Source organism: Actinoplanes sp. NBRC 103695 (genome assembly GCF_030269485.1).
In the GTDB taxonomy this organism is placed as follows: domain Bacteria; phylum Actinomycetota; class Actinomycetes; order Mycobacteriales; family Micromonosporaceae; genus Actinoplanes.
The window spans coordinates 97,334-119,167 of the sequence record NZ_BSTL01000014.1 but is presented as its reverse complement, the minus strand read 5'-3'; the positions used below and the strand labels follow the sequence as shown (position 1 = coordinate 119,167).

The 21,834-nt window shown below is 71.5% G+C and carries 15 protein-coding genes; 11 read left to right on the top strand and 4 right to left on the bottom strand.

The annotated features are described in order from the left end of the window. Position 1 precedes the first annotated feature (1 nt). From QSK31_RS25450 to QSK31_RS25440, 3 genes are all read right to left on the bottom strand, one after another. Positions 2–760, bottom strand: a complete 759-nt coding sequence (locus tag QSK31_RS25450; protein WP_285686831.1) for an MlaE family ABC transporter permease — start codon at positions 758–760, stop codon at positions 2–4. Then, positions 757–1,689 (bottom strand): ABC transporter ATP-binding protein, encoded by a 933-nt coding sequence (locus QSK31_RS25445; RefSeq protein ID WP_285686830.1) that lies wholly within the window; start codon positions 1,687–1,689, stop codon positions 757–759. The genes QSK31_RS25450 and QSK31_RS25445 overlap by 4 nt, the downstream gene beginning before the upstream one ends. Positions 1,690–1,812: 123 nt before the next feature. After that, positions 1,813–2,406, bottom strand: a complete 594-nt coding sequence (locus QSK31_RS25440) for a hypothetical protein (protein WP_285686828.1) — start codon at positions 2,404–2,406, stop codon at positions 1,813–1,815. 104 nt (positions 2,407–2,510) lie between these two features. Between QSK31_RS25440 and QSK31_RS25435 the strand changes: the two genes are divergently transcribed. The 8 genes from QSK31_RS25435 to QSK31_RS25400 all read left to right on the top strand — a co-directional run bounded on the left by QSK31_RS25435 (position 2,511) and on the right by QSK31_RS25400 (position 18,609). Next, on the top strand, positions 2,511–5,534 hold the full coding sequence (locus tag QSK31_RS25435; protein ID WP_285686827.1) for an AfsR/SARP family transcriptional regulator: 3,024 nt from the start codon (positions 2,511–2,513) through the stop codon (positions 5,532–5,534). Beyond that, positions 5,506–6,348 carry a metallophosphoesterase family protein gene (locus QSK31_RS25430; RefSeq protein ID WP_285686826.1) on the top strand — a complete coding sequence of 281 codons (843 nt, stop codon included), beginning with the start codon at positions 5,506–5,508 and terminating at the stop codon, positions 6,346–6,348. The genes QSK31_RS25435 and QSK31_RS25430 overlap by 29 nt, the downstream gene beginning before the upstream one ends. Positions 6,349–6,511: 163 nt before the next feature. Next, positions 6,512–12,382: a non-ribosomal peptide synthetase gene (locus QSK31_RS25425; protein ID WP_285686825.1), complete on the top strand. Its 5,871-nt coding sequence runs from the start codon at positions 6,512–6,514 to the stop codon at positions 12,380–12,382. After that, positions 12,379–12,576: an MbtH family protein gene (locus tag QSK31_RS25420; protein ID WP_285686823.1), complete on the top strand. Its 198-nt coding sequence runs from the start codon at positions 12,379–12,381 to the stop codon at positions 12,574–12,576. Before QSK31_RS25425 ends, QSK31_RS25420 begins: the two co-directional genes overlap by 4 nt. After that, the gene (locus tag QSK31_RS25415) at positions 12,576–13,319 is read left to right on the top strand and encodes a sulfotransferase-like domain-containing protein (protein WP_285686822.1); all 744 of its coding nucleotides are present in this window, start codon (positions 12,576–12,578) and stop codon (positions 13,317–13,319) included. Before QSK31_RS25420 ends, QSK31_RS25415 begins: the two co-directional genes overlap by 1 nt. A 56-nt stretch (positions 13,320–13,375) precedes the next feature. Then, the gene (locus QSK31_RS25410) at positions 13,376–15,118 is read left to right on the top strand and encodes an ABC transporter ATP-binding protein (protein WP_285686821.1); all 1,743 of its coding nucleotides are present in this window, start codon (positions 13,376–13,378) and stop codon (positions 15,116–15,118) included. Between the two features lie 553 nt (positions 15,119–15,671). Next, the gene (locus QSK31_RS25405) at positions 15,672–16,286 is read left to right on the top strand and encodes a GrpB family protein (protein ID WP_285686820.1); all 615 of its coding nucleotides are present in this window, start codon (positions 15,672–15,674) and stop codon (positions 16,284–16,286) included. A gap of 7 nt (positions 16,287–16,293) precedes the next feature. Next, the gene (locus QSK31_RS25400) at positions 16,294–18,609 is read left to right on the top strand and encodes a putative bifunctional diguanylate cyclase/phosphodiesterase (protein ID WP_285686819.1); all 2,316 of its coding nucleotides are present in this window, start codon (positions 16,294–16,296) and stop codon (positions 18,607–18,609) included. Between the two features lie 4 nt (positions 18,610–18,613). Here QSK31_RS25400 and QSK31_RS25395 read toward each other — a convergent pair whose 3' ends face one another. Next, positions 18,614–19,117 (bottom strand): MarR family winged helix-turn-helix transcriptional regulator, encoded by a 504-nt coding sequence (locus QSK31_RS25395; protein WP_285686818.1) that lies wholly within the window; start codon positions 19,115–19,117, stop codon positions 18,614–18,616. 93 nt (positions 19,118–19,210) lie between these two features. On the opposite strand from QSK31_RS25395, the gene QSK31_RS25390 reads away from it, so the two are divergent. From QSK31_RS25390 to QSK31_RS25380, 3 genes are all read left to right on the top strand, one after another. Then, the gene (locus tag QSK31_RS25390; RefSeq protein WP_285686817.1) at positions 19,211–20,164 is read left to right on the top strand and encodes a quinone oxidoreductase family protein; all 954 of its coding nucleotides are present in this window, start codon (positions 19,211–19,213) and stop codon (positions 20,162–20,164) included. 85 nt (positions 20,165–20,249) lie between these two features. Continuing rightward, on the top strand, positions 20,250–21,446 hold the full coding sequence (locus tag QSK31_RS25385; RefSeq protein ID WP_285686816.1) for a cytochrome P450: 1,197 nt from the start codon (positions 20,250–20,252) through the stop codon (positions 21,444–21,446). Then, positions 21,443–21,637 carry a ferredoxin gene (locus QSK31_RS25380; protein ID WP_285686815.1) on the top strand — a complete coding sequence of 65 codons (195 nt, stop codon included), beginning with the start codon at positions 21,443–21,445 and terminating at the stop codon, positions 21,635–21,637. The genes QSK31_RS25385 and QSK31_RS25380 overlap by 4 nt, the downstream gene beginning before the upstream one ends. Positions 21,638–21,834: the final 197 nt, after the last annotated feature.

Below are 21,834 nucleotides of genomic sequence, written 5' to 3'. Positions count from 1 at the left end.
CTCAGGTGCCCTTCTGCGGTACGACCTGGAAGTAGATCGCCGTGATCAGGAAGTTCAGCGCGAACAGCAGCATGAACGTGATCACCACGCTCTGGTTCACCGCGTCGCCGACGCCCTTCGGCCCACCTCCCGCGTTCAGCCCCTTGTACGACGCGACCAGCGCGGCCGCCGCCCCGAACACCAGCGCCTTGATCTCGCCCGCGGCCAGGTCGGACAGCTGACCCAGCGCCTGGAAGCTGGCGATGTAGGCCCCGGTCGTCCCGCCCTGCACCAGGACGTTGAACACGTAGCCGCCGAACACCCCGACCACGCTGACCAGGCCGTTGAGCAGCACCGCGACCAGCATCGACGCGATCACCCGCGGCACCACCAGGCGCTGGATCGGGTCGATGCCCAGCACCCGCATCGCGTCGATCTCCTCGCGGATCTTCCGGGCGCCCAGGTCCGCGCAGATCGCCGAGCCGCCCGCGCCGGCGATGATCAGCGCGGTCACGATCGGTCCCGACTCGCGCACCACGGCCAGCACCGACGCCGCGCCGGTGAACGACTGCGCGCCCAGCTGCCGGACCAGCGAGCCGAGCTGCAGCGCGATCACCGCGCCGAACGGGATGGACACCAGGGCGGCCGGCAGGATCGACACCGAGCTGATGAACCAGGCCTGCTGGATCAGCTCCCGCACCTGGAACGGGCGTCGCACCGTCTTCCGTGCCGTGTCCAGGCAGAACGCCACGAAGGTGCCGGTGCTCACCAGGACGTTCATCGGAACGACCCGGCCGGCGGCTCGATGTTGTTCTCCGCGCACCACCGGCCGGGCTCCCGCTGGGCGTCCCGGGGCTTTCTGTTGGAGGGCTGCAGCTGCACCGGGATCGGTGGCAGCGGGCCGAGCTCCTCGCCGGACTCCGCCTCCGCCGCCAGCTCGGTCTCGTCCTTCTCCTCGGACATCCCGATCGGGCCGACCCGCTGCGCGTTGAGGAACTGCCGCACCACCGGCTCGGTGCTGGACAGCAGCATCTCGCGCGGCCCGAACATCGCCAGGTGCCCGTGGTGCAGCAGGCCGATGTTGTCCGGCACGGTCCGCGCGGTGTTGATGTCGTGCGTGACGATCAGGAAGGTCGCGCCGGTCTGCTGGTTCAGGTCGATGATCAACTGATTGAGGTACGCCGTCCGCACCGGATCGAGGCCCGAGTCCGGCTCGTCGAACAGGATGATCTCGGGGTCGAGCACCAGCGCCCGGGCCAGCCCCGCCCGCTTGCGCATGCCACCGGAGATCTCACCCGGCAGTTTGTGCTCGGCGCCGTTCAGGCCGACCATGTCCAGCTTCTCGGCGACGACCTCCCGCACCTGCGCCTCGGACTTGCGGGTGTGCTCGCGCAGCGGGAAGGCCACGTTGTCGTAGATGTTCATCGACCCGAAGAGCGCGCCGTCCTGGAACAGCACCCCGAAGAGCCGGCGGATCTCGTACAGCTTCCGCTCGGAGAGCGTGGGCAGGTCCTGGTCGTTGATCCAGATCGAGCCGCGATCCGGCCGCAGCAGGCCGACCAGCGTCTTCAGGAACACCGATTTGCCCGTGCCGGAGGGTCCGAGAAGGACGGATATCTCCCCGGCGGGCAGCGTCAGGGAAACGTCCTCCCAGATCACCTGGCGGCCGAACGTCTTCGTCAGACCCTCGACGCCCACGGCCACACCCACCGAGCACCTCCCCGCCCCCCGGCGAAGAACCGGTTGCAGAGGTATAACACGCGTGTAGCTCGCACGCATGTCCACAGTGCCGAAAGGGGCGGACCGCCCGGCCCGCCCCTTTCGCCCCCTCGATCAGAAACGTGTGCTGATCAGCTCGGTGATGACCTCGCCGTGGTAGACCTGAACGTCGCCGGCTGGCATGTCACTGTCGTGCAGGCACTGGATGTTGATGCGGTCCGGCTGGGTGAGCGTGATCAGCTTGGGCAGGGTGAGGCTCTGGTAGCTGAACGCCGGCACGGACTGCGCGTCACCGGCCAGCAGAGCGCCGCCGCCGTTGTAGAGGCCGCATCGGAACGTGTTCGCGGCGCTGGTCGAGTTGATCAGGATGATGTGCATGTCGGTGTTCCATGTGCCGGCCGGCAGTACCGGACCCGCCAGCACGGTGAACCCCAGGCCTCCGGCGTGCGGCAGCAGGACCGGCTGCGGCGTCTGGTAGGACGTCGCCCGGGAGCCGGCTGACGGCCAGTTGATCGGCTGCTCGACGCCGCGGCAGCTCTGCCCGATCTGCGTGTCGATCACTCGCAGCGCGCCGTTGTCGGTGTTGTAGCAGGCGTTGATCAGGCCGGTGCCGGAGTTCGGGATCGCGGCGTGGGCGGCTGCGGCTCCGGTCCCGAGGACGGCGACGGCGACGGCGACGGCGGCGAACCACCGTTTGCGGACGGTCATGGTGTCTCCCTGTGCGTGATGGATGTCGGCATCGGGGAGAGCCTGGGTGACGGATTCCCGCAGAACCTGGAGCGAAGCTGGAACGCGCTGGTAGACAGTCCATCATGGAGGTCGAGTTCCGGGTCCTCGGAGACGTCGAGGTGCACGTGGACGGGCGCGCGGTCGACATCGGGCACTCGCGACAGCGCGGCGTGCTCCTGGCTCTGCTGGTCGACGTCAACCGGGTGGTCGCCCTCGATCAGCTCGTCGACCGGGTCTGGGCGGGCAGGCCGCCGCGGGGCGTGGGCACGCTCTACAACTACGTCTCCCGGATCCGCGGGCTGCTGGCCGGCGCCGACGGGGTGGGCGTCGTCCGGCGGCCCGGCGGCTACCAGCTCACGGTCGACGAGCTGGCCGTGGACCTGCACCGCTTCGACCACCTCGTGGCCCGCGCGCGGGCCGCCGGCGACGGTGAGGCGACGGCGCTGTTCGCCGAGGCGCTCGGGCTGTGGCGCGGCGAGGCCTTCGCGACGCTGGACACGCCCTGGCTGAATGCTGTGCGCGACGTGGTGACCAACCGGCGGATCGCCGCCGAGCTCGACCGGGACGACATCGAGCTGCGCCGGGGACGGCACCACGACGTCCTGCCCGGCCTGGCCGCGCGGGCCGCCGCCCGGCCGCTCGACGAGCGTCTCGCCGGTCAGCTCATGCTCGCGCTCGACCGCTGCGGCCGGCGGGCTGACGCGCTCGGCCACTACGAGGTGGTCCGGTCCCGGCTGGCCGAAGAGCTCGGCATCGACCCCGGACCGGCGCTGCGTACCCTGCGCCAGCGGATCCTCACCGCGGACCCGGCGCTGGAGATCCGACCGGCCGAGACGGTCCGGCCGGCGATCACGCCGCCCGGGCCCATCACACCGGCGCAGCTCCCGCCCGCGGTCGCCGGTTTCACCGGACGCGACCGGGAGCTCGCCGACCTCGACGGGACACTGGCGAGCATCGCGCCCGGATCGGCCGGGGTGGTGCTGGTGGCGGGCACTGCCGGCGTGGGCAAGACCGCGCTCGCCGTGCGCTGGGCGCATCGGATCGCCGATCGTTTCCCCGACGGACAGCTCCACGTGAACCTGCGCGGCTACGACCCCGAGCAGCCGGTGGTGGCGGCGGACGCGCTGGCCGGGTTCCTGCGCGCGCTCGGCGTCGCCGGCGCCGCTGTGCCGCTCGACCCGGACGAGCGCGCCGCCCGCTACCGCAGCGTGCTGTCCGGACGCCGGGTGCTCGTGCTGCTTGACAACGCGAGCAGCGCCGACCAGGTCCGGCCGTTGCTGCCCGGGACGCCCGGCTGCGTGGCCGTGGTGACCAGCCGGGACTCTCTCGGCGGGCTGGTCGCGCTGGACGGCGCGTACCGGATGAACCTCGGTCTGTTGCCCTTGGACGACGCTGTCGCGCTGCTTCGACGGCTGATCGGCGCGCGGGTCACGGCCGACCCCGCGGCGGCCGCCGAGCTGGCGGGACACTGCGCACGGCTCCCACTGGCATTGCGGGTCGCAGCCGAGCTCGCGGCAACCGACGAGCACACCGGCCTCGCCGCGCTCAACGCCGAGCTCGCCGACCGGCCCCGCCGCCTGGACCTGCTGGATGCGGGCGAGGTCCGGTCCGCGGTGCGTTCGGTGTTCTCCTGGTCGTACCGGCGGCTCCCGGCCGATGCGGCGCGGGTGTTCCGGCTGCTCGGTCTGCATCCCGGACCGGACGCCGACCGGCACGCCGTCGCCGCCCTCGCGGGGGTCACCGTCGATCACGCGGCGCAGATCACCGCCACCCTGGCCCGGGCGCATCTGGTCCACGCCGCCGAGCCCGGGCGGTACGGCCGGCACGACCTGCTCCGGGCGTACGCCATCGATCTCGCCGCCGCGCACGACGCGGAGGCGGACCGGCGGACGGCCCTGACCCGCCTCTTCGACCACTACCTCGGCACCGCCGCGGCCGCGATGGACGCGCTGCACCCGGCCGAGCGGCACAAACGGCCCGCGACGGCGCGTGCGGCGACGCCCGCGGCACCGCGCGCCTGGCTGGACGCGGAAAGGCCGAACCTGGTGGCGATGTGTGCCCACGGGGCGGCCCACGGCTGGGAGAACCACGCGATCGCGCTGGCGAGGACGCTGTTCCGTTACCTCGACATCGGCGGTCACCATGCCGAGGCGCTGGCCGTGCACGCCGATGCCCACCGCGCCGCACGGTTGCTCGGCGACCGGTCCGCCGAGGCCCGCGCGCTGAACAACACCGCCGCCGTCCATTGGTGGCGGGCGGACTACCGGACGGCCGGTGGGCTCTACCGGCAGGCGGCGAGCCTCTTCCGGGCGTGCGGCGACGACGAGGGGGAGACCGACGCGCTGGCCAACCTGGGCGCCGTCCATCAGAGCCTGGGTGACCTGCCGGCCGCGGCCGCCTACCGGCAGGAGGCCCTGGACCGGCACCGCCGCGTGGGCAACGCGATCGGCGCGGCGCACAGCCTCACCGGCCTCGGCGTCATCCGGATGATGCAGGGCTCGGCCGCGGTCGCCGCCGACCACCACCGCGAGGCGATCGACCTCTTCCGCGCGGCGGGCAAGCCGGACGGGGAGGCCGACGCCCTGGCCAACCTGGGCCTGGCACTTCTCCGCCGGGGCGAGCGGGCTGCGGCGCTCGAACCGCTGGAGCGGGCGCTGGCCCTCTATCGGCGGCACGGCTACACCGGCGGCGAGGCGCGGACGTTGACCTACCTCGGCCGCGTCCACCACGCGCTGGACGACCTCACCCGCGCCGCCCGGTCCTTCCGGGAGGGGCTCGCACTCCTGCGGCGGGGCGGCACGCGGCACGGCGAGCCGGCCGCCCTGAACGGTCTCGGCCGCACCACGCTGGCCACCGGCGCCACCGCCGAGGCGCGTCGCCACCACACCGCGGCGCTGGCCCTGGCGCGCGAGCTCGGCGACCGCTACGAGCAGGCCTGGGCTCACCAGGGTCTGGCGGCCACGCTCGGCGCGGTCGAGGGCCGCGACCACCTCGAACGGGCGCTGCTGATCTTCACCGAGCTGGGCACGTCCGACGCCGACGACGTCCGCGCCCGGCTGATCCGGCATGATCGATGCGATGACGGGGAGCCTGTTCGCGGTCAGTGACCTGCACGTCTCGTACCCGAGGAACCGGAGGGTCGCCGACGGCCTGCGACCGGAGACGGCCGACGACTGGCTGATCGTGGCGGGTGACGTCGGCGAGAACTTCGCCGACGTCGAGCGCACCCTCGTGGCCCTGCGTGACCGGTTCGGCACGGTGATCTGGGCGCCGGGCAACCACGAGCTGTGGACCCACCCGAACGATCCGGTGCGGCTGCGGGGCGTGGAGCGCTACGAGGCGCTGGTCCGGATGTGCCGGGACAACGGCGTGCTCACCCCGGAGGACGACTACCCGATCTGGGCAGGCCAGGGCGGTCCGGTCACGGTCGCACCCCTCTTCCTGCTGTACGACTACTCGTTCCGCGTGCCGGGTGCCGCCGACAAGGAGGAGGCGCTGCGCCGGGCGTACGACGCCGGGGTGGTCTGCACCGACGAGGTGATGCTGCATCCGTCGCCGTTCCCGGACCGGGAGTCGTGGTGCCGGGAGCGGGTGGCGCTGACCGCCCGCCGGCTCGACGCGACCGACGCGGCGATGCCGACCGTGCTGATCAACCACTGGCCGCTGCTCCGCGAGCCGACCGAGGTTCTGCGCTATCCCGATTTCGCGCAGTGGTGCGGCACCGAGCTGACCGCCGACTGGCACCTGCGTTACCGCGCGGCCGTGGCGGTCTACGGCCACCTGCACATCCCGCGGACCACCCACCACGACGGGGTCCGCTTCGAGGAGGTGTCGCTCGGCTATCCCAGGGAGTGGCGGCAGCGCGGCGTGCCGCCACGGCCGATGCGCCGGATCTTAGGCCCACCCACCACATTGGATTGACCGCCGTCGAATCCGTCGTGTTCTGCGTCCTACCCGTCGACGCATTCCGCACCAATTTTGTGCACTTTCATTCGGGTGTTTTGTCTCATGTTGATCTCTCCGGGGTGAACGACCAGATTGTTGCCATCTCAGCACAAAGGCGTGATGGCAGAGGAGACAGCTGTTGACCGGCACCCTGGCGGATCTGTTCGCAACCCGGGTCGAGCGTGGCGGTGACGAACTCGCGGTGATCGCCGAGGACGCCTCGGTGTCGTTCCGGGAGCTGGACGAGCGGTCGAACCGGCTGGCCCGCGCGCTGGTCGCCCAGGGGGTCGGACCCGAGGTCGCGGTCGGGCTGCTGCTGAACCGGTCGATCGAGTTCGTGGTGGCGGCGCTGGCCGTGGTGAAGGCCGGCGGCATCTACGTGCCGGTGGACGCCGCGTACCCCGCCACGCGTGCGGCGTTCATGATGTCGGACGCGCGGGTGCGGTGCGTGGTGACGACGATCGCCGCGCGGACCTCCGTACCCCCGGGGGTTTCCGAACTCGTCCTGGACGACCCCAAGACGGCCGACGACATCGCGGGGCAGGACGCCCACGCCCTCGCGGACGCGCACCGGAACGCCCCGCTCCTGCCGGACCACGCGGCCTACGTCATCTACACGTCGGGCTCGACCGGGCTGCCCAAGGGCGTCGTGGTGACCCATCGCAGCGTGACGAACCTGGCGACGGCGCAACGGGACCTGCTCGGGCTGGGGCCCGGCAAGCGGCGCCTGCAGTTCGCCTCGGTCAGCTTCGACGCCTCGGTCTCCGAGCTGTGGACGACGCTGCTGTCGGGTGCGGCGCTGGTCGTCGCGGACGGGTCACGGCTGGTGCCCGGCCGGGCGCTGGTGGATCTGGTGGAGAACCGCGGCGTCACCCATGTGACGTTGCCGCCGTCCCTGCTGTCCGCGGTCGAGGCCGGGGGCGGGCTGCCGGACCATGTGACGCTGGTCGTCGCCGGGGAGGCGTGCCCGCCCGCGACGGTCGCGCGCTGGTCCCGCAACCGGCTGATGCTCAACGCGTACGGGCCCACCGAGACGACCGTGGCCGCCACCGTGAGCGAGCCCCTGGGCGAGGGCGGGACGACGCCGCCGATCGGCCGGCCGATCAGCAACGTCCGCGCCTACGTGCTCGACGACTCCCTGCGCGAGGCGGCGGTCGGCGAGCTCTATCTGGCGGGCGCTGGGGTGGCACGTGGCTATGCGGGCCGTCCGGCCCTGACCGCGCACCGGTTCGTGGCGGATCCGTTCGGCCCGGCCGGCGAGCGGATGTACCGGACCGGCGACGTGGTGCGCCGGCTCGCCGACGGTCAGCTGGAGTTCGTCGGCCGCGCCGACGCCCAGGTGAAGATCCGCGGCGTCCGGGTCGAGCCCGGCGAGGTCGAGGCCGCCCTGATGCGCCTGGCCGGGGTCGGCCAGGCGGTGGTGCTGGTCCACGGCACGGGCGCGGACCGGCGGCTGGTCGCCTACGTGGTCGGGGATTCCGCCCTGGATGCGGGCGGTCTCCGTCGCCGGATGGCGGCCTCCGTGCCGGACCATCTGGTGCCGTCGGTGTTCGTGCTGATGGACGCCCTGCCCGTGACGGGGAACGGGAAGGTCGACCGGCAGGCGTTGCCGGACCCGGGGGTGGCGTCCGGCGAGCGGGCGTACGAGGCCCCGGTCGGTGCCGTCGAGCAGACCCTGGCCCGCCTGTGGGAGGAGATCCTCGGCGTGGCCAGGGTGGGCCGCAACGACGAGTTCTACACCCTGGGCGGGCACTCGTTGCTGGCCACCCAGCTGGTCAACCGGGTCCGGTCGGTGCTCAAGGTGGAGCTGCCGGTCCGGGACCTGTTCGAGACGTCGAACCTGGCGGAGCTGGCCCGGCGGGTGTCGGTGCTGAAGGGCGGGACACGGCCGGTGCTGAGGCGCCAGACCCGCCCGGCGGTGGTGCCGCTGTCCTACCCGCAGCAACGGCTGTGGCTGACCGCGCAGCTGCGGCCGGACGACACGGCGTACCACATCCCGGTCGTCACCCGGCTGAGCGGCGAACTCGACATCGACGCCCTGCACGCGGCCGTCGCGGACATCGTGCGCCGGCACGAGCCCCTGCGCACCGTCTTCCCGATGCTGGACGGGCAGCCGCAGCAGCGGCTCGTGCCGATGGCCGACCTCGGCACGCTGCTGACCCGCGAGGACGTCGCGGCCGACGAACTGCACCGGGCGGTGGACCGGCTCGTTCGCCGGCGCTTCGACCTGACCGCGGACATCCCGCTGCGGGCGCACCTGCTCACCCTCGGGCCGGACGACCACGCCCTGGTCCTGGTGCTGCACCACATCGCGGCCGACGGATCTTCCATGGAGCCGCTGATGCGCGACTTCAGCGAGGCGTACGAACTGCGCCGGGCCGGCCGTGCCCCACAGTGGACCGAGCTTCCGGTGCAGTACGCGGACTTCGCGCTGTGGCAGCGGGAAGCGGTGAAGCTCTTCCGGGACCAGGTCGCGTACTGGACCGGCCTGCTCGCCGGCCTGCCCGACGAACTCCCGCTGCCCACCGACCGGGTCCGCCCGGCCGTCGGCACGTATCGCGGCGGATCGGTGCCACTGGCGGTTCCGGTCGGCGTACACCAGAACGTGGTCGCCTTGGCGAGACGGCACGGCGCCAGCGTGTTCATGGTGGTGCAGTCGGCGGTGGCGGCATTGCTGTCCCGGCTGGGCGCGGGCACCGACATCCCGCTCGGCTGGCCCGTCTCCGGGCGGGTGGACGAGGCCCTCGACGAGCTCGTCGGCTTCTTCGTCAACACCATGGTGCTGCGCGCCGACCTCACCGGCGATCCCACGTTCGACCAGCTGCTGACCCGGGTCCGCGAGCAGGACCTGTCGGCCTTCAGCAACCAGGACGTGCCGTTCGAGAGCGTGGTCGAGGCGCTGAGCCCGGCCCGGGTGCCGGGCCGCCACCCGCTGTTCCAGGTCATGGTGGCGTTGCAGATCGGCCGGTCGGCGGCGTTCGACCTGACCGGCGTCAACCAGAAACGGGTCGCGGTCGGGTCCGGGTCGGCGAAGTTCGACCTGAGCTTCCAGTTCGTCGAGTTCCAGGACGCCGCCGGGCTGCCCGCCGGGATGGGCGGCGAGCTGACCTTCGCCGCCGACCTCTTCGACCGCGCCACCGCCGAACGCATGACCGCCATGCTGGGCCGGCTGCTGGCCGCGGCCGTGACGGAACCGGATCGGCCGATCGCCCGGCTGCCGCTGATGAGCGACGACGACCGCCGGACGGTCGAGGCGGCGAGCAGCGGAGAAGTCCGGGACCGGGCCGGGCGGCCGTGGGCGCATCAGCTCGTCGGGCAGCGGGCCCGGCTGACCCCGGACACTCCCGCCGTGCGGTTCGAGGGGCAGGTCCTGACGTACGCCGAACTCAACCGCCGGGCCAACCGGCTGGCCCACCGCCTGATCGGCCGGGGCGTCGGCACGGACGTCCTGGTGGGCATCAGCATGGAACGTGGCTTCGACCTGGTGGTGACCGTCCTCGCCGTGTGGAAGGCGGGCGGCGCCTTCGTACCCCTGGATCCTGATCTGCCCTTGGCCCGGCGGGCGGCGATGGTCGACGATCTGGCCCTCGAGATCGTGCTCACCCACACCCCGGAACACGACGGGGGACCGGAGCACGACCCGGACGTCCCGGTGGGCGCCGAGGACATCGTGTACGTCCTGCACACGTCCGGCTCGACCGGTGTGCCGAAGGGCGTCGTGAACGTCCGGGGCGCGGTGCAGAACCGGCTCGACTGGATGACCGGGAAGTTCGGTCTGGGCGAGGACGACCGCGTCCTGCAGAAGTCCCCGTTCACCTTCGACACCTCGGTCTGGGAGCTGGTCTGGCCGCTGATGACCGGGGCGACCATCGTCCTGGCCCGGCCCGGCGGTCACCGCGACAGCCGCTACCTGGTCGACGTCATCGCGGCGGAACGGGTCACGTTCGCCGACTTCGTCCCGTCGATGCTGGAGATGTTCCTGCGGGAACCGGGCGTCGAGGGCTGCACCGGCCTGCGTCACGTCATCGCCGGCGGGGAGGCGCTGCCGCGGAGCCTGCGCGGCCGCTTCTTCGAGGCGCTGCCCACCACCCGGCTGCACAACCTCTACGGCCCGACCGAAGCGGCGATCGGCGTGACCTGCTGGGACTGCCGGCCGGACGACGAGGGCCGCAGCGTGCCGATCGGCTTCCCGATCGACAACACCCGGGTGTACGTGCTCGGCCCGGCCGCCGAGCATCTGCCGCCCGGGGTGCCCGGCGAGATCTGCATCGCCGGACGGCCGCTGGCCAGGGGATATCACCACCGGCCGGCGCTGACCGCGGAACGGTTCGTGGCGGACCCGTTCGTGCCCGGCGAACGGATGTACCGCACCGGCGACCGGGGGCTCCGGCGTGCCGACGGCGCGATCGAGTTCCTCGGCCGGCAGGACGACCAGGTCAAGATCCGCGGCGTGCGGGTCGAGCTGGGTGAGGTCGAGGCAGCTTCGGCGGCTCTTCCCGGCGTACGGCAGGCAGCGGTCGCGGTGCACGGCTCGGGCGTGAACCGCCGCCTGGTCGCCTACGTGGTGGCCGACCCCGCGACCGACGTGGCGGTCCTGCGCCGGGAGATGTCCGCCGCCGTGCCCGACCATCTCGTGCCGTCGGCGTTCGTCGTGATGGACGCCCTGCCGGTGACCGTCAACGGCAAGGTGGACCGGCTCGCCCTGCCGGATCCGGGCGCGGCGCTCGACGAGCGTGCGTACGAGCCGCCGGTCGGTGCGGTGGAGCAGACCTTGGCCGGGCTGTGGGAGGAGACCCTCGAGGTGGCCCGGGTGGGCCGCGACGACAACTTCTTCGTCCTGGGCGGCCACTCGCTGCTGGCCATGCAGATGCTGCACCAGATTCGCTCGGTGCTGCACGTGGATCTCCCGTTCCGGGCCGTCTTCGAGAGCGCGACGCTGGCCGACATGGCCCTCCGGATCTCTTCGCTGCCGCAGCTCGCCTTTCCGGGGTCCGACCACGAGGACCGTATGCGCGCGCTCTTCGCCGCGGCGCTCCAGGTCGAGCAGGTGGCCGCCGAGGACAACCTCTTCGACCTCGGTGGCGGCCGGGACACCGTCGAGCTGCTGAGCCGGGCGATCGAGGCGGAGTTCGGCGTCACCATCAACCCGCTCGTGGTCGCGGCCGTGCCGACTCCCCGCAACCTGGCCGGCTGGGTCGCGGCCGAACCGGACGACTCCACGCTGGACGTCCTCGTGCCGTTGCGGCCGGGGGCGACCTCGTCGCTGTTCTGCGTCCACCCGCTGGGCGGGCTCAGCTGGCTCTACTACCCGCTGGTCAACGCCGTCCCGCGGGAGGTCGGGGTGTACGGCGTCCAGGCCCGCGGCCTGCGCCCCGGCGACGCGATGCCGGAGACCCTGACCGCGATGGCCGCCGACTACGTCCGGGAGATCCGGGCGGTCCAGCCGGAGGGCCCCTACCACCTGCTGGGCTTGTGCGCCGGCGGCGAGATCGTCCACGAGATGGCTGTCCAGCTGCAGCGCGACGGGCAGCGGGTGGGTCTGCTGGCGATGCTCGACTCCCGGCCGACCCCGCACCGCCGCGCCACCCAGGTCGCCCGGCTGAACGCCGTCGCCCGGCACTTCGACCTCGACGTCCCCGCCGAAGAACGACCGCTGCTCACCGGCGACATCCTCTACGACCAGCTGCGCCGGCGGCAGGGACCGTACTCGTTCCTGATGCGGCAGAAGGGCCGGGCGATCGTCGACTTCTACGAAAACATGATCAAGCTCGTGGACAACCACCAGTTCGCGGTGTTCGACGGGGACGTGCTCTTCGTCGAGGCCGCGGCGGCGCGAACGCCCGAGCAGTACTTCGCGCCGATGTGGCAGCGCTACGTCACCGGCCACATCGACGTCATGGCACTCAAGTACCTGCACCGGCAGCTCGCCCGTGCGGAAGTGCTGGAAATGATCGGCGCCCGGGTGGCCGAGCACATCGGCCGCGACACCATCGAAAGGCCCGCACAGTGAGCAACCCCTTCGAACGCGACGACATCGGCTACCTCGTCCTGGTCAACGGCGAGAACCAGCACTCGCTGTGGCCGGAGACGATCGACGTGCCGGCGGGCTGGCGGGTGGTCCTCGGCCCGGACACCCGCGACGCCTGCCTGGCCCACATCGATCGGGAGTGGACCGACATCCGACCGGCGAGCCTGCTCGGCTGATGGCAGACCGATCCGGCCTTCTCTTCTTCTGGGGCACGCCCCGCTCGATGTCGACCGCGTTCCTGCGGATGATGCTCGAACGCGGCGACCACGAGGTCTACCACGAGCCGTTCTCCAGCATCGTCGTCCAGGGACACGTCCAGGTCGGCGAGCGGACCGCCACCAGCCACGGCGAACTGCTGAAGCTGCTGGAGGAGCGGGCCCAGGACCGCCGGGTCTTCATCAAGGAGACCACGGAGTACGACTACCTGGGCTGCGGCGGCGAGGACATCCCGGCCGTCGGGTCGCACACGTTCATCGTCCGGGATCCCCGCTCCGTGCTCGCCTCGCACTACGCGATGAACCCGGACATGGCCTGCGCCGAGGTGGGCTACCGCCACCAGGCCGAGCTCGCCTGGCGGGCCTGGGCGGCGTCGAAGTCCAAGCCCCTGGTCATCGAGGCCGAGGCGCTGGCGGCCACGCCGCTCGACGTGATCAAGCGCTACTGCGACCACGTCGGGATACCATTCGTCGCCTCGGCGCTGACCTGGGAACCCGGCGACCAGCTCGTCTGGAGCCGGACCAGGCCGTGGCACCGCGACGTGGCGAACAGCACCGGCTTCACCGAGCCGCGCCGGACGTACGCCGAAACGGTGGACAACAACGCCAAGCTGGCCTCCTGCTACCGCTGTCACCTGCCGTACTACGAACTGCTGCGGACGTGGGCCCGGGCCGCCGACGCCGGGCCCGAGCCCAGCATCTGAGGCCCAGCAGTTAAGGCCCAGCGTCTGAGGCCCGGCATTTGAGGAAGGTTCTTCACGTGGAAGCCCGAACCGGGACCGCCGACGTCTCGCTGCGCCGCATCGCCCGGCTGTTCGCCGGCCAGCGCCCGCGGCTGGCGGTGGTGACCGTCCTCATCATGACGTCGTCCGTGCTCGGCATGGCCTCACCGTTCCTGCTCCGCGAGATCATCGACCGGGCGCTGCCCCGGCAGGACCTCACGCTGCTGATCTGGCTGGTCGCCGGAATGGTGGGCGTCGCCGCGCTGACCGCCACGCTCGGCCTGGTCCAGACCTGGATCTCCACCACCGTCGGCCAGCGGGTCATGCACAAGCTGCGGGTGGACACCTTCGCCCACCTCAACCGGCAGTCCGTCGCGTTCTTCACCCGGACCCGCTCCGGCGAGGTGCAGTCCCGCATCACCAACGACATCGGCGGCGTGCAAGGGGTGGTCACGTCGACCGCCACCTCGATCACCTCGAACCTCACCACCGCCATCGCCTCGGCGGTCGCCATGGTCGCGTTGTCCTGGCAGCTCTCCCTGGTCTCGCTGGTGGTGCTGCCTCCCGCGCTCTACCTGAGCCGGCGCGTCGCCCGCCTGCGCAAGGAGATCACCGCCCAGCGCCAGCGCGAGCTCGCCGACCTCACCGTCACCATCGAAGAGGGCTTGTCGATCAGCGGCGCCCAGCTGAGCAAGACGATGGGCGCCGGCGCCGCGATGGTCGACCGCTTCGCCGCCTCCTCGAGGCGCCTCATCGACCTGCAGCTGCGCTCCCAGCTGGCCGGCCGCTGGCGGATGGCGTCGATGAACATCATCTTCGCGGCCATTCCCGCGGCCATCTACCTCAGCGCCGGCCTGCCACCGACCGCGGGCACGCTCAGCATCGGCACCCTGGTCGCGTTCACCGCCCTGCAGTCCGGCCTGTTCCGGCCGATGATGGGCCTGCTCGGCGTCGGGGTCTCGCTGACCAGCTCGCTGGCGCTGTTCGCGCGCATCTTCGAATACCTGGACCTGCCCGTCGACATCGACGACCCGGCCGAGCCGGTAGATCTGCCGCGGCCGGTGCGCGGCCACCTGCGCTTCGAGAAAGTCACTTTCACGTACGCGGACAGCAAGATTCCCGCGGTCGACGGCATCACCCTGGACGTGCCGCCCGGCACCTCCCTGGCGCTGGTAGGGGAGACAGGCTCCGGCAAGAGCACGGTCGCGGCCCTGATCACCCGGCTGTACGACCCGACGGCCGGCCGGATCACCATCGACGGCGTCGACCTGCGCGACCTGCGACTCAACGACCTCGCCGGGGTGGTCGGGCTGGTCAGCCAGGACACCTACCTGCTGCACACCTCCGTGCGGGAGAACCTGCGGTACGCCCGCCCCGACGCCACGGACGAGCAGATCGAACAGGCCGCCCGGGCCGCGCAGATCCACGACCTGATCGCCGGCCTCCCCGACGGATACGACACGGTGACCGGCTCCAGAGGCCACCGGTTCTCCGGCGGCGAGAAGCAGCGCATCGCCATCGCCCGGACGCTGCTGCGCGATCCCCGCATCCTGGTCCTGGACGAGGCGACCAGCGCCCTCGACTCGTCGACGGAGCGGGCCGTGCAGCGCGCCTTCGACGAACTGGCCCGCGGCCGCACCACGGTGATGATCGCGCACCGGTTGTCGACGGTGCGCGACGCCGACCAGATCGTCGTGGTCGGCCGCGGGCGGATCCTTGAACGAGGCACCCACGACACCCTGGTCGCCAACGGCGGCCGGTATGCCGCGCTCTCGGCCTGACCCCTCTCGCCTGCCCTCTCGCGCGCCTGCCCTCTCGCGCGGGGGCGTTCTCTCACCTCGCCTTCTCACCCCGCCTTCTCACCCCGCCTTCTCACCCCGCCTTCTCACCCCGCCATCTCACCCCGCCCTCTCGCCCGCCTTCGCGTGCCGCTCTCTCACGTCGCCCTTGCGCGCCGCCTACTCACCAGCCCTGGCGCGTCGCTCTCTCACCTCGCCCTTGCGCGCCGCCTTCTCACCCGCATTTGCGCGCCGCCTCTTCACCCGCCTTCGCGCGCCGCCTTCTCACCTCGCCCTTGCGCGCCGCTCTCTCACCTCGCCCTTGCGCGCCGCTCTCTCACGTCGCCCTTGCGCGCCGCTCTCTCACGTCGCCCTTGCGCGCCGCTCTCTCACGTCGCCCTTGCGCGCCGCTCTCTCACCTCGCCTTCGTGCGCCGGAGCGGCGGCCCCTTCCTTGACCTGGTGAGTGCGGCGTGACGCACCGCCCGGAAATCCAGATGCGCGGCGGCACCTGAATTCCGTACGCTGGAAGACTTTGTTTCTCCCAGGAGGTCGCTTTGAATCACTATCCGCGCGAGGTGCGGGAACGCTCCGTCGCCACCCCGGAACAGATGGCCGCGGGCGTGGTCGGCGAGTGGCCGCGCAAGGACCAGCCCATCGTCGTCGAGGAGTACGACCCGGCGTGGCCCGGCCGCTTCGACGACTTCAGCGCCCGCATCAAGAAGGCCCTCGGCGAGGTGCTCCTCGGCATCGAGCATGTCGGATCCACATCGGTCCCGGGCCTGCCGGCCAAGCCGATCATCGACATCGACGTGCTGGTCGACGACACCGCGGACGAGGCCCGCTACCTGCCCGCGCTGGAGGCGGAGGGCTGGCGCCTGATCCTGCGCGAGCCCTGGTGGTGCGGGCACCGGATGCTCGTCGACGACATCGAGGAACTGCACCTGCACGTCTGGCCGAAGGACGCCCCCGAGCCGATCCGGCACCGCCTCTTCCGCGACTGGCTGCGCACGCACGAGGAGGATCGCGCCCTGTACGCCGGGACCAAACGCCGCCTGGCCGACGAGACGGCCGAGCGCCCCGGCGACTACAACCTGGCCAAGAACGAGGTGATCGACCAGATCTTCGAGCGGATCTTCGCCGACCCAGGAGATCGGCAGGGTGGTCGATAGGTAGGACATGAGCAGGTGGCGGCCGTCCTCGCGGGCTGCCGCCGTACTGGTCGGTCTGGTCGCCGCGACCCAGGTCGCGGCGCTGGCCGACCCGGGTCTGCGGCGTGCTGTCCTGTTCACGTCGCTGGTGCTGCTCGACATGATCGGGGCGGTCTGCAGCTTCCGGGCCGAACGGCACAGCCCGTACCCGTGGGCCTGGCGCCTCGTCGGCCTGGCCCGGGTCAGCGCCGTGGCGGCGTTGTTCCACCTCCTCTGGTACGCGCAGACCGGCGAACCGGCCGCCTACTGGCTGGGCATCGCGCTGCGGTCGCTGATGGTCGCGCTGCTCACGGCGGCGACGTTCGCCTCCCGGCTGGCCGAGATCCGTGGCCGCGGGCGGTGGTCGTTCCTCGCCGAGATCGTCATGATCGTCTCCGCGGGCGCGATGCTGGCCTGGTACTTCGTCCTCGGCCCGGCGGTCGGCGCCGACGGGGGATGGTTCGAGCTGGCGCGGATCCTCGCGTACGTCGTAGGTGATCTGCTGCTCCTGACCGCCGTCTGCGCGCTGGTGCTCGGCGGCGCCCTGCCCTGTCTGACCCATCCGGTGACGTCGCTGGCGGCCGGGCTGATGGTGCTCCTCGTGACGGACACCGTGTGGAACGCGATGGACGTCCGCGGCGCCTCCGACCCGGCCGGTTACTGGCCGCTGGACGCCGCGATGGTCACCGGAAGCCTCCTGCTCACCGTGTCGCCGCTGCTGGTCGCGGCGCACACCAGGGAGAGCGGACGGCTGGTCGTGCGGCCGGTCTGGTCCCGGCGGCTGGTGCTGCTGTCGCTGCTGACCGGTGCGGTGATGCTGACCGCGGTCGCGATCCGCGAGCACGCCCTCTACCCCTGGGGCGGCCTGGTCTTCTGCCTGTTCCTGACGTTCGCCGCGGTGATGGTGCACATGACGGCGTCGCTGCGGTCCACGCAGGCCCTGGTGGTCGCCGACCCGCTGACCGGCCTGGCCAACCGCACCGGCCTGGCCAACCGCACCGGCCTGGCCAACCGCACCGGCCTGGCCAACCGCACCGGCCTGGCCAACCGCACCGGCCTGGCCAACCGCACCGGCCTGGCCAACCGCACCGGCCTGGAGTACGCGATCGCCACGGCGGTCCGGCGATCCGACGCGGTGGCGCTGCTGCTCATCGACCTGGACGACTTCAAACTCATCAACGACGCGTACGGCCACGCGGCCGGCGACATCGTCCTCAACGAGTTCGGCCACCACCTGCGGGCAGCCGTCCGCACCAACGACACCTGCGCCCGGATCGCCGGCGACGAGTTCGCGGTGCTGCTGCTCGACGCCAGGTCCCCCGAGCTGGTGGCGCAGCGCATCCTGGCGGCGCTCGCGGCGAGCCCCGTCCGCCTCGGCGAGGACACGGTGACCGTGCCCGCCAGCATCGGCATCACCGACAGCCGCCCCGGCGACACGATCAAGGAACTGCTCCGGCGCGCCGACCTGGCGATGTACGCCGCCAAACGATCCGGGACGCACACCTGGACACGACACGACGAGTCCATGGTGGACCGCCGGGCCCTCGACGCCGCCCTGGCCGAGGAACTGGCCGGCGCCGCCGGGCGAGGCGAGCTGCGCGTCCACTACCAGCCGATCGTGGACATCGGCACCGGCACCCCGGCCGGCTTCGAAGCCCTGGTCCGCCGGCAGCATCCGACCCGCGGCCTGGTCCCGCCCCTCGACTTCATCCCGGTCGCGGAACGCACCGGCCTTGTCTACGACATCGGCCTGCACGTGCTCGACCAGGCCTGCCGCGACATGGCGGACGTGCGGCAGTGCATCTCGGTGAACCTGTCGCCGAGGCAACTGCAACGCGACACCCTGATCCACGACGTGCTGGCGGTCGCCCGGCGTACCGGAATCGCCCTCGACCGTCTGGTCCTCGAGGTCACCGAGTCGGCCATCGTCGACCAGGCGGCCATCGGGGTACTGGCGAAGCTGCGCGGCCACGGCATAGGCATCGCCGTCGACGACTTCGGCACCGGCTACTCGTCGTTGCACTACCTGACCCGCCTTCCCGTAGACATCCTGAAGATCGACCGCAGCTTCGTCGCCGAACTCGACGGCACCCCGACCGGAGCGGCGACCGCCGAGGCGGTCATCCGGCTCGCCCAGGTGCTGCGGCTCCGAACCATCGCCGAGGGCATCGAAACCCCGGAGCAGGCCGCTGAGCTGGTCGCCCTGGGCTGCCACACCGGCCAGGGCTACCTCTACGCGCCGCCGCGGCCCGCCGACGAGGTCCTGAACGCCGTCCGCAACCACTCCGGCGCCGACTCCACCTGACGTTTCAGGCCTCCCTCTCCCCGGACTCCTCCCTCTCCCCGGACTCCTCCCTCTCCCCGGACTCCTCCCTCTCCCCGGACTCCTCCCTCTCCCCGGACTCGGACTCGTCGCCGACGATCGTGCCGACGAGCATCGTGAGCTCGGCACGTTGCCGGGCGGTGAGGTGCTCGGTCAATGCGAACACCCGGTCCCGGATCTCCGCCTCACCCCGCTCGGTCACCTCGCGACCGGCAGCCGTGAGCGACACCAGCACCACCCGCCCGTCGTGCGGCGAGGCCGATCGCCTTACCAACCCCCGTTTCTCCGCCCGGCTGACGAGCCCGGTCACCGACGACTTGTCCAGACCCAGGTGGACACCGAGCTCCAACATGCCGGGCTCACGATCGCGCAGGATGCCGAGCATCCGGACCTGAACGACCGACAGATCATGCGCAGCGCCCGCCGTGGCGATCGCGCGCTGCACCACGAACGACAACTGCACCAAAGCATCCACCGGATCGAGAGGCATGACACCCACTTTAGTACGTGACACAAACCACCTTGCAGTGGTTCGCGCCACAAACTAACTTAGTACGTGCCACCAACTACTTCAGGAGGAGCCATGAAGGTGCACGCCGCAGTGGTCCGCTCGTTCGACCGCCCGCCGCTCTACGAGCCGTTCGAGCTCCCTGATCCGGCCGGCGACGACCAGGCCGAGGCCGAGGTGCTCGCCATCGGCCTGCATCCGCGGGTCCGCAGTGCCGCGGCAGGGCTTCATTACACGAGTACGGGTGAGTTGCCGATGATCCCCGGCGTCGACGGGGTCGCACGGCTCCCCGGCGGTCGCATCGTCTATTTCGTCGCCGACGACGGGCTGCCCGGCCCGATGGCCACCCATGCCGTCGTCGATGTTCGCCGCAGCGTTCCGATCCCGGCCGGCACGGACCTGCCGAGGATCGCCGCGGGCATGAACCCGGCCATGTCCTCCTGGGTCGCGCTGAGGCGCCGCGTGCCGATCGCTCCCGGTCAGTCCGTTCTGATTCTCGGCGCGACCGGTAACGCCGGTCAGATGGCGGTCCAGATCGCCAGGCGACTGGGCGCCGGGCGGGTGGTCGGCGCCGGCCGTGACCGCACCCGCCTGGCCCGGCTGCCTGATCTGGGCGCCGATGACATCGTCGCGCTCGACGACGGCCCGGGCGCGCTGGCCGAGGCTGCCGCCGATGTCGACCTGGTCCTCGACTACCTGTGGGGCAAGCCGGCCGGCGACGCGATCCTGACGTTGTTGCGCGCACGCGCCGACCGCAGTCGCGAGATGAACTGGATCCAGATCGGCTCCGTCGCCGGCCCGACCATTCAGCTTCCGTCGGTGGCTTTGCGCTCGGCGAATTTCCGCCTTCAGGGCAACGGCCAGGGCGCCGTCTCGACCCGCGCCTACCTCGAGGAGCTGCCCGCCCTGATCGAGGAGATCGATTCCGGCGCGATTGCGGTGACCGCCCGGGTCGAGCCGCTGGCCGAGGTGGAGTCGGTGTGGTCGGCGCCGGAGTCGCCCGGTGTCCGCACTGTCTTGATCCCTTGACGTGACAATCCCTGACACAGGGATGTCGACCTTGGTCGATGCTGCGTAACGTGTTGTGTCGGTTGCCCACAGTGGAGGTTTTGCGATGGCTTATCCGGCACTGCCGATCCCGCGCGAAGAGGAATGGCCGTTCGACCCGCCTCCTGAGTATGCGGAGCTCAGGGCCACGTCCCGGGTCGTCCGGGTGGCGTGCCCTACCGGGATCGACGCCTGGCTGGTCTCCGACTATGCGGGGGTGCGCGAGGTTCTGGGGGACGGGCGACGGTTCTCGGTCCAGCCCGGGACCGCCTCTCACGTTCTGCACGGCTTCGACCCGGAGGCGCCGCCGCGGAGCTTCACCCAGATGGACGGGCCCGAGCACATCCGGATCCGGCGCAACTTCGCGCCGCAGGTGACGCACACGCGCCGCCTCGCCGAGCTGAGCCCGTTGGTCGAGCAGATCACCGAGGACGCGATCGACCGGATGCTGGCATCGCCTCAGCCATACCCGTTGCACAGCCAGTTCTCCACGGCGATCACTACCGGCGTGATCGCGGAGCTGATCGGCGTGCCTCCGGAGCAGCGGCATCTCATGCGTGACGCGGCCAGCGCGCTGTTCACGGGCGCTACCACGCCGAAGGAACTGGAGGCCGCGCTCGAGCCACTGTTCGGTTACCTCTACCAGGCGGTGGCGAGCCGCCGCGACGAGCCGGGCGACGACGTGCTCAGCCGGATGATCGTGCACTCCCGTGACGCGGAACGCCCGCTGACGGACGCCGAGCTCACCACGATGAACGGTGCCCTGCTGATCGCGGGCTTCGACACGACGGCGTCGATGATCACGTACGGCCTTGTCGCGCTGCTCTCCACTCCGGGTCAGTGGGATCGCCTCGTCGCCGATCCGTCCCTCGCCGCCTCGGCGACCGAGGAACTGGTCCGCTATCTCGGCGTCGGGCTTGGTCTGTTGCGGCGGGCCACAGTGGACGTCGAGCTGAGCGGCCAGCAGATCAAGGCCGGCGACTACGTGGTGGCGGCGGTGCAGTCCGGCAATCGGGACAAGAGCCTCTACCCCGACGCCGACGTGCTCGATGTGGCCCGCAAGCCAGGGGCGCATCTGGGCTTCGGGCACGGCGCGCACGCTTGCGTGGGTCAGCAGATCGCCCGCATGGAGCTGACCACGGTGCTCGGGGCGCTGGCCCGGCGGGTGCCGTCGTTGCGGATCGCGGTTCCGCTCGACGAGATCGCCTGGAAGCAGGACACGCCGGTCCGTGGCCCTGCGGAGTTGCCGGTGGTGTGGCAATGAAGGTCACCGTCGACCGCGACATGTGCATCGGGGCGGGCAACTGCGTACTGACCGCCCCGGCGGTGTTCGACCAGGACCAGGAGGAGGCCATCGTCGTCCTCCTCGACGAGACCCCGCCCCCGTCCGAGCTCACGGCCGTCCGCGAGGCCGTCGACCGTTGCCCCGCGGCGGTGATCCGCTTGGAAACCTGATCGGTCGCACGCCCTGCGGCCACGTCGGGCAAGCCGTGCTGGTTGCGGGTCAGCGGTGGTGTCGGGGCGTGCGTCGGGCAAGCCGTGCTCGTTGCGAGGCCAGCGGTGGTGTCGCGGCGTGCGTCGGGCAAGCCGTGCTCGTTGCGAGGCCAGCGGCCGCGTCGGCCTTCCGTGGCGGGATCACGCTGGTTTTATGG

Excerpts from the sequence above, each read along its gene's own strand:
- QSK31_RS25450 (WP_285686831.1), bottom strand. The coding sequence starts at position 760 with ATGAACGTCCTGGTGAGCACCGGCACCTTCGTGGCGTTCTGCCTGGAC.
- QSK31_RS25440 (WP_285686828.1), bottom strand. The coding sequence starts at position 2,406 with ATGACCGTCCGCAAACGGTGGTTCGCCGCCGTCGCCGTCGCCGTCGCC.
- QSK31_RS25435 (WP_285686827.1), top strand. The coding sequence starts at position 2,511 with ATGGAGGTCGAGTTCCGGGTCCTCGGAGACGTCGAGGTGCACGTGGAC.
- QSK31_RS25430 (WP_285686826.1), top strand. The coding sequence starts at position 5,506 with ATGACGGGGAGCCTGTTCGCGGTCAGTGACCTGCACGTCTCGTACCCG.
- QSK31_RS25415 (WP_285686822.1), top strand. The coding sequence starts at position 12,576 with ATGGCAGACCGATCCGGCCTTCTCTTCTTCTGGGGCACGCCCCGCTCG.
- QSK31_RS25400 (WP_285686819.1), top strand. The coding sequence starts at position 16,294 with ATGAGCAGGTGGCGGCCGTCCTCGCGGGCTGCCGCCGTACTGGTCGGT.
- QSK31_RS25395 (WP_285686818.1), bottom strand. The coding sequence starts at position 19,117 with ATGCCTCTCGATCCGGTGGATGCTTTGGTGCAGTTGTCGTTCGTGGTG.
- QSK31_RS25390 (WP_285686817.1), top strand. The coding sequence starts at position 19,211 with ATGAAGGTGCACGCCGCAGTGGTCCGCTCGTTCGACCGCCCGCCGCTC.
- QSK31_RS25385 (WP_285686816.1), top strand. The coding sequence starts at position 20,250 with ATGGCTTATCCGGCACTGCCGATCCCGCGCGAAGAGGAATGGCCGTTC.
- QSK31_RS25380 (WP_285686815.1), top strand. The coding sequence starts at position 21,443 with ATGAAGGTCACCGTCGACCGCGACATGTGCATCGGGGCGGGCAACTGC.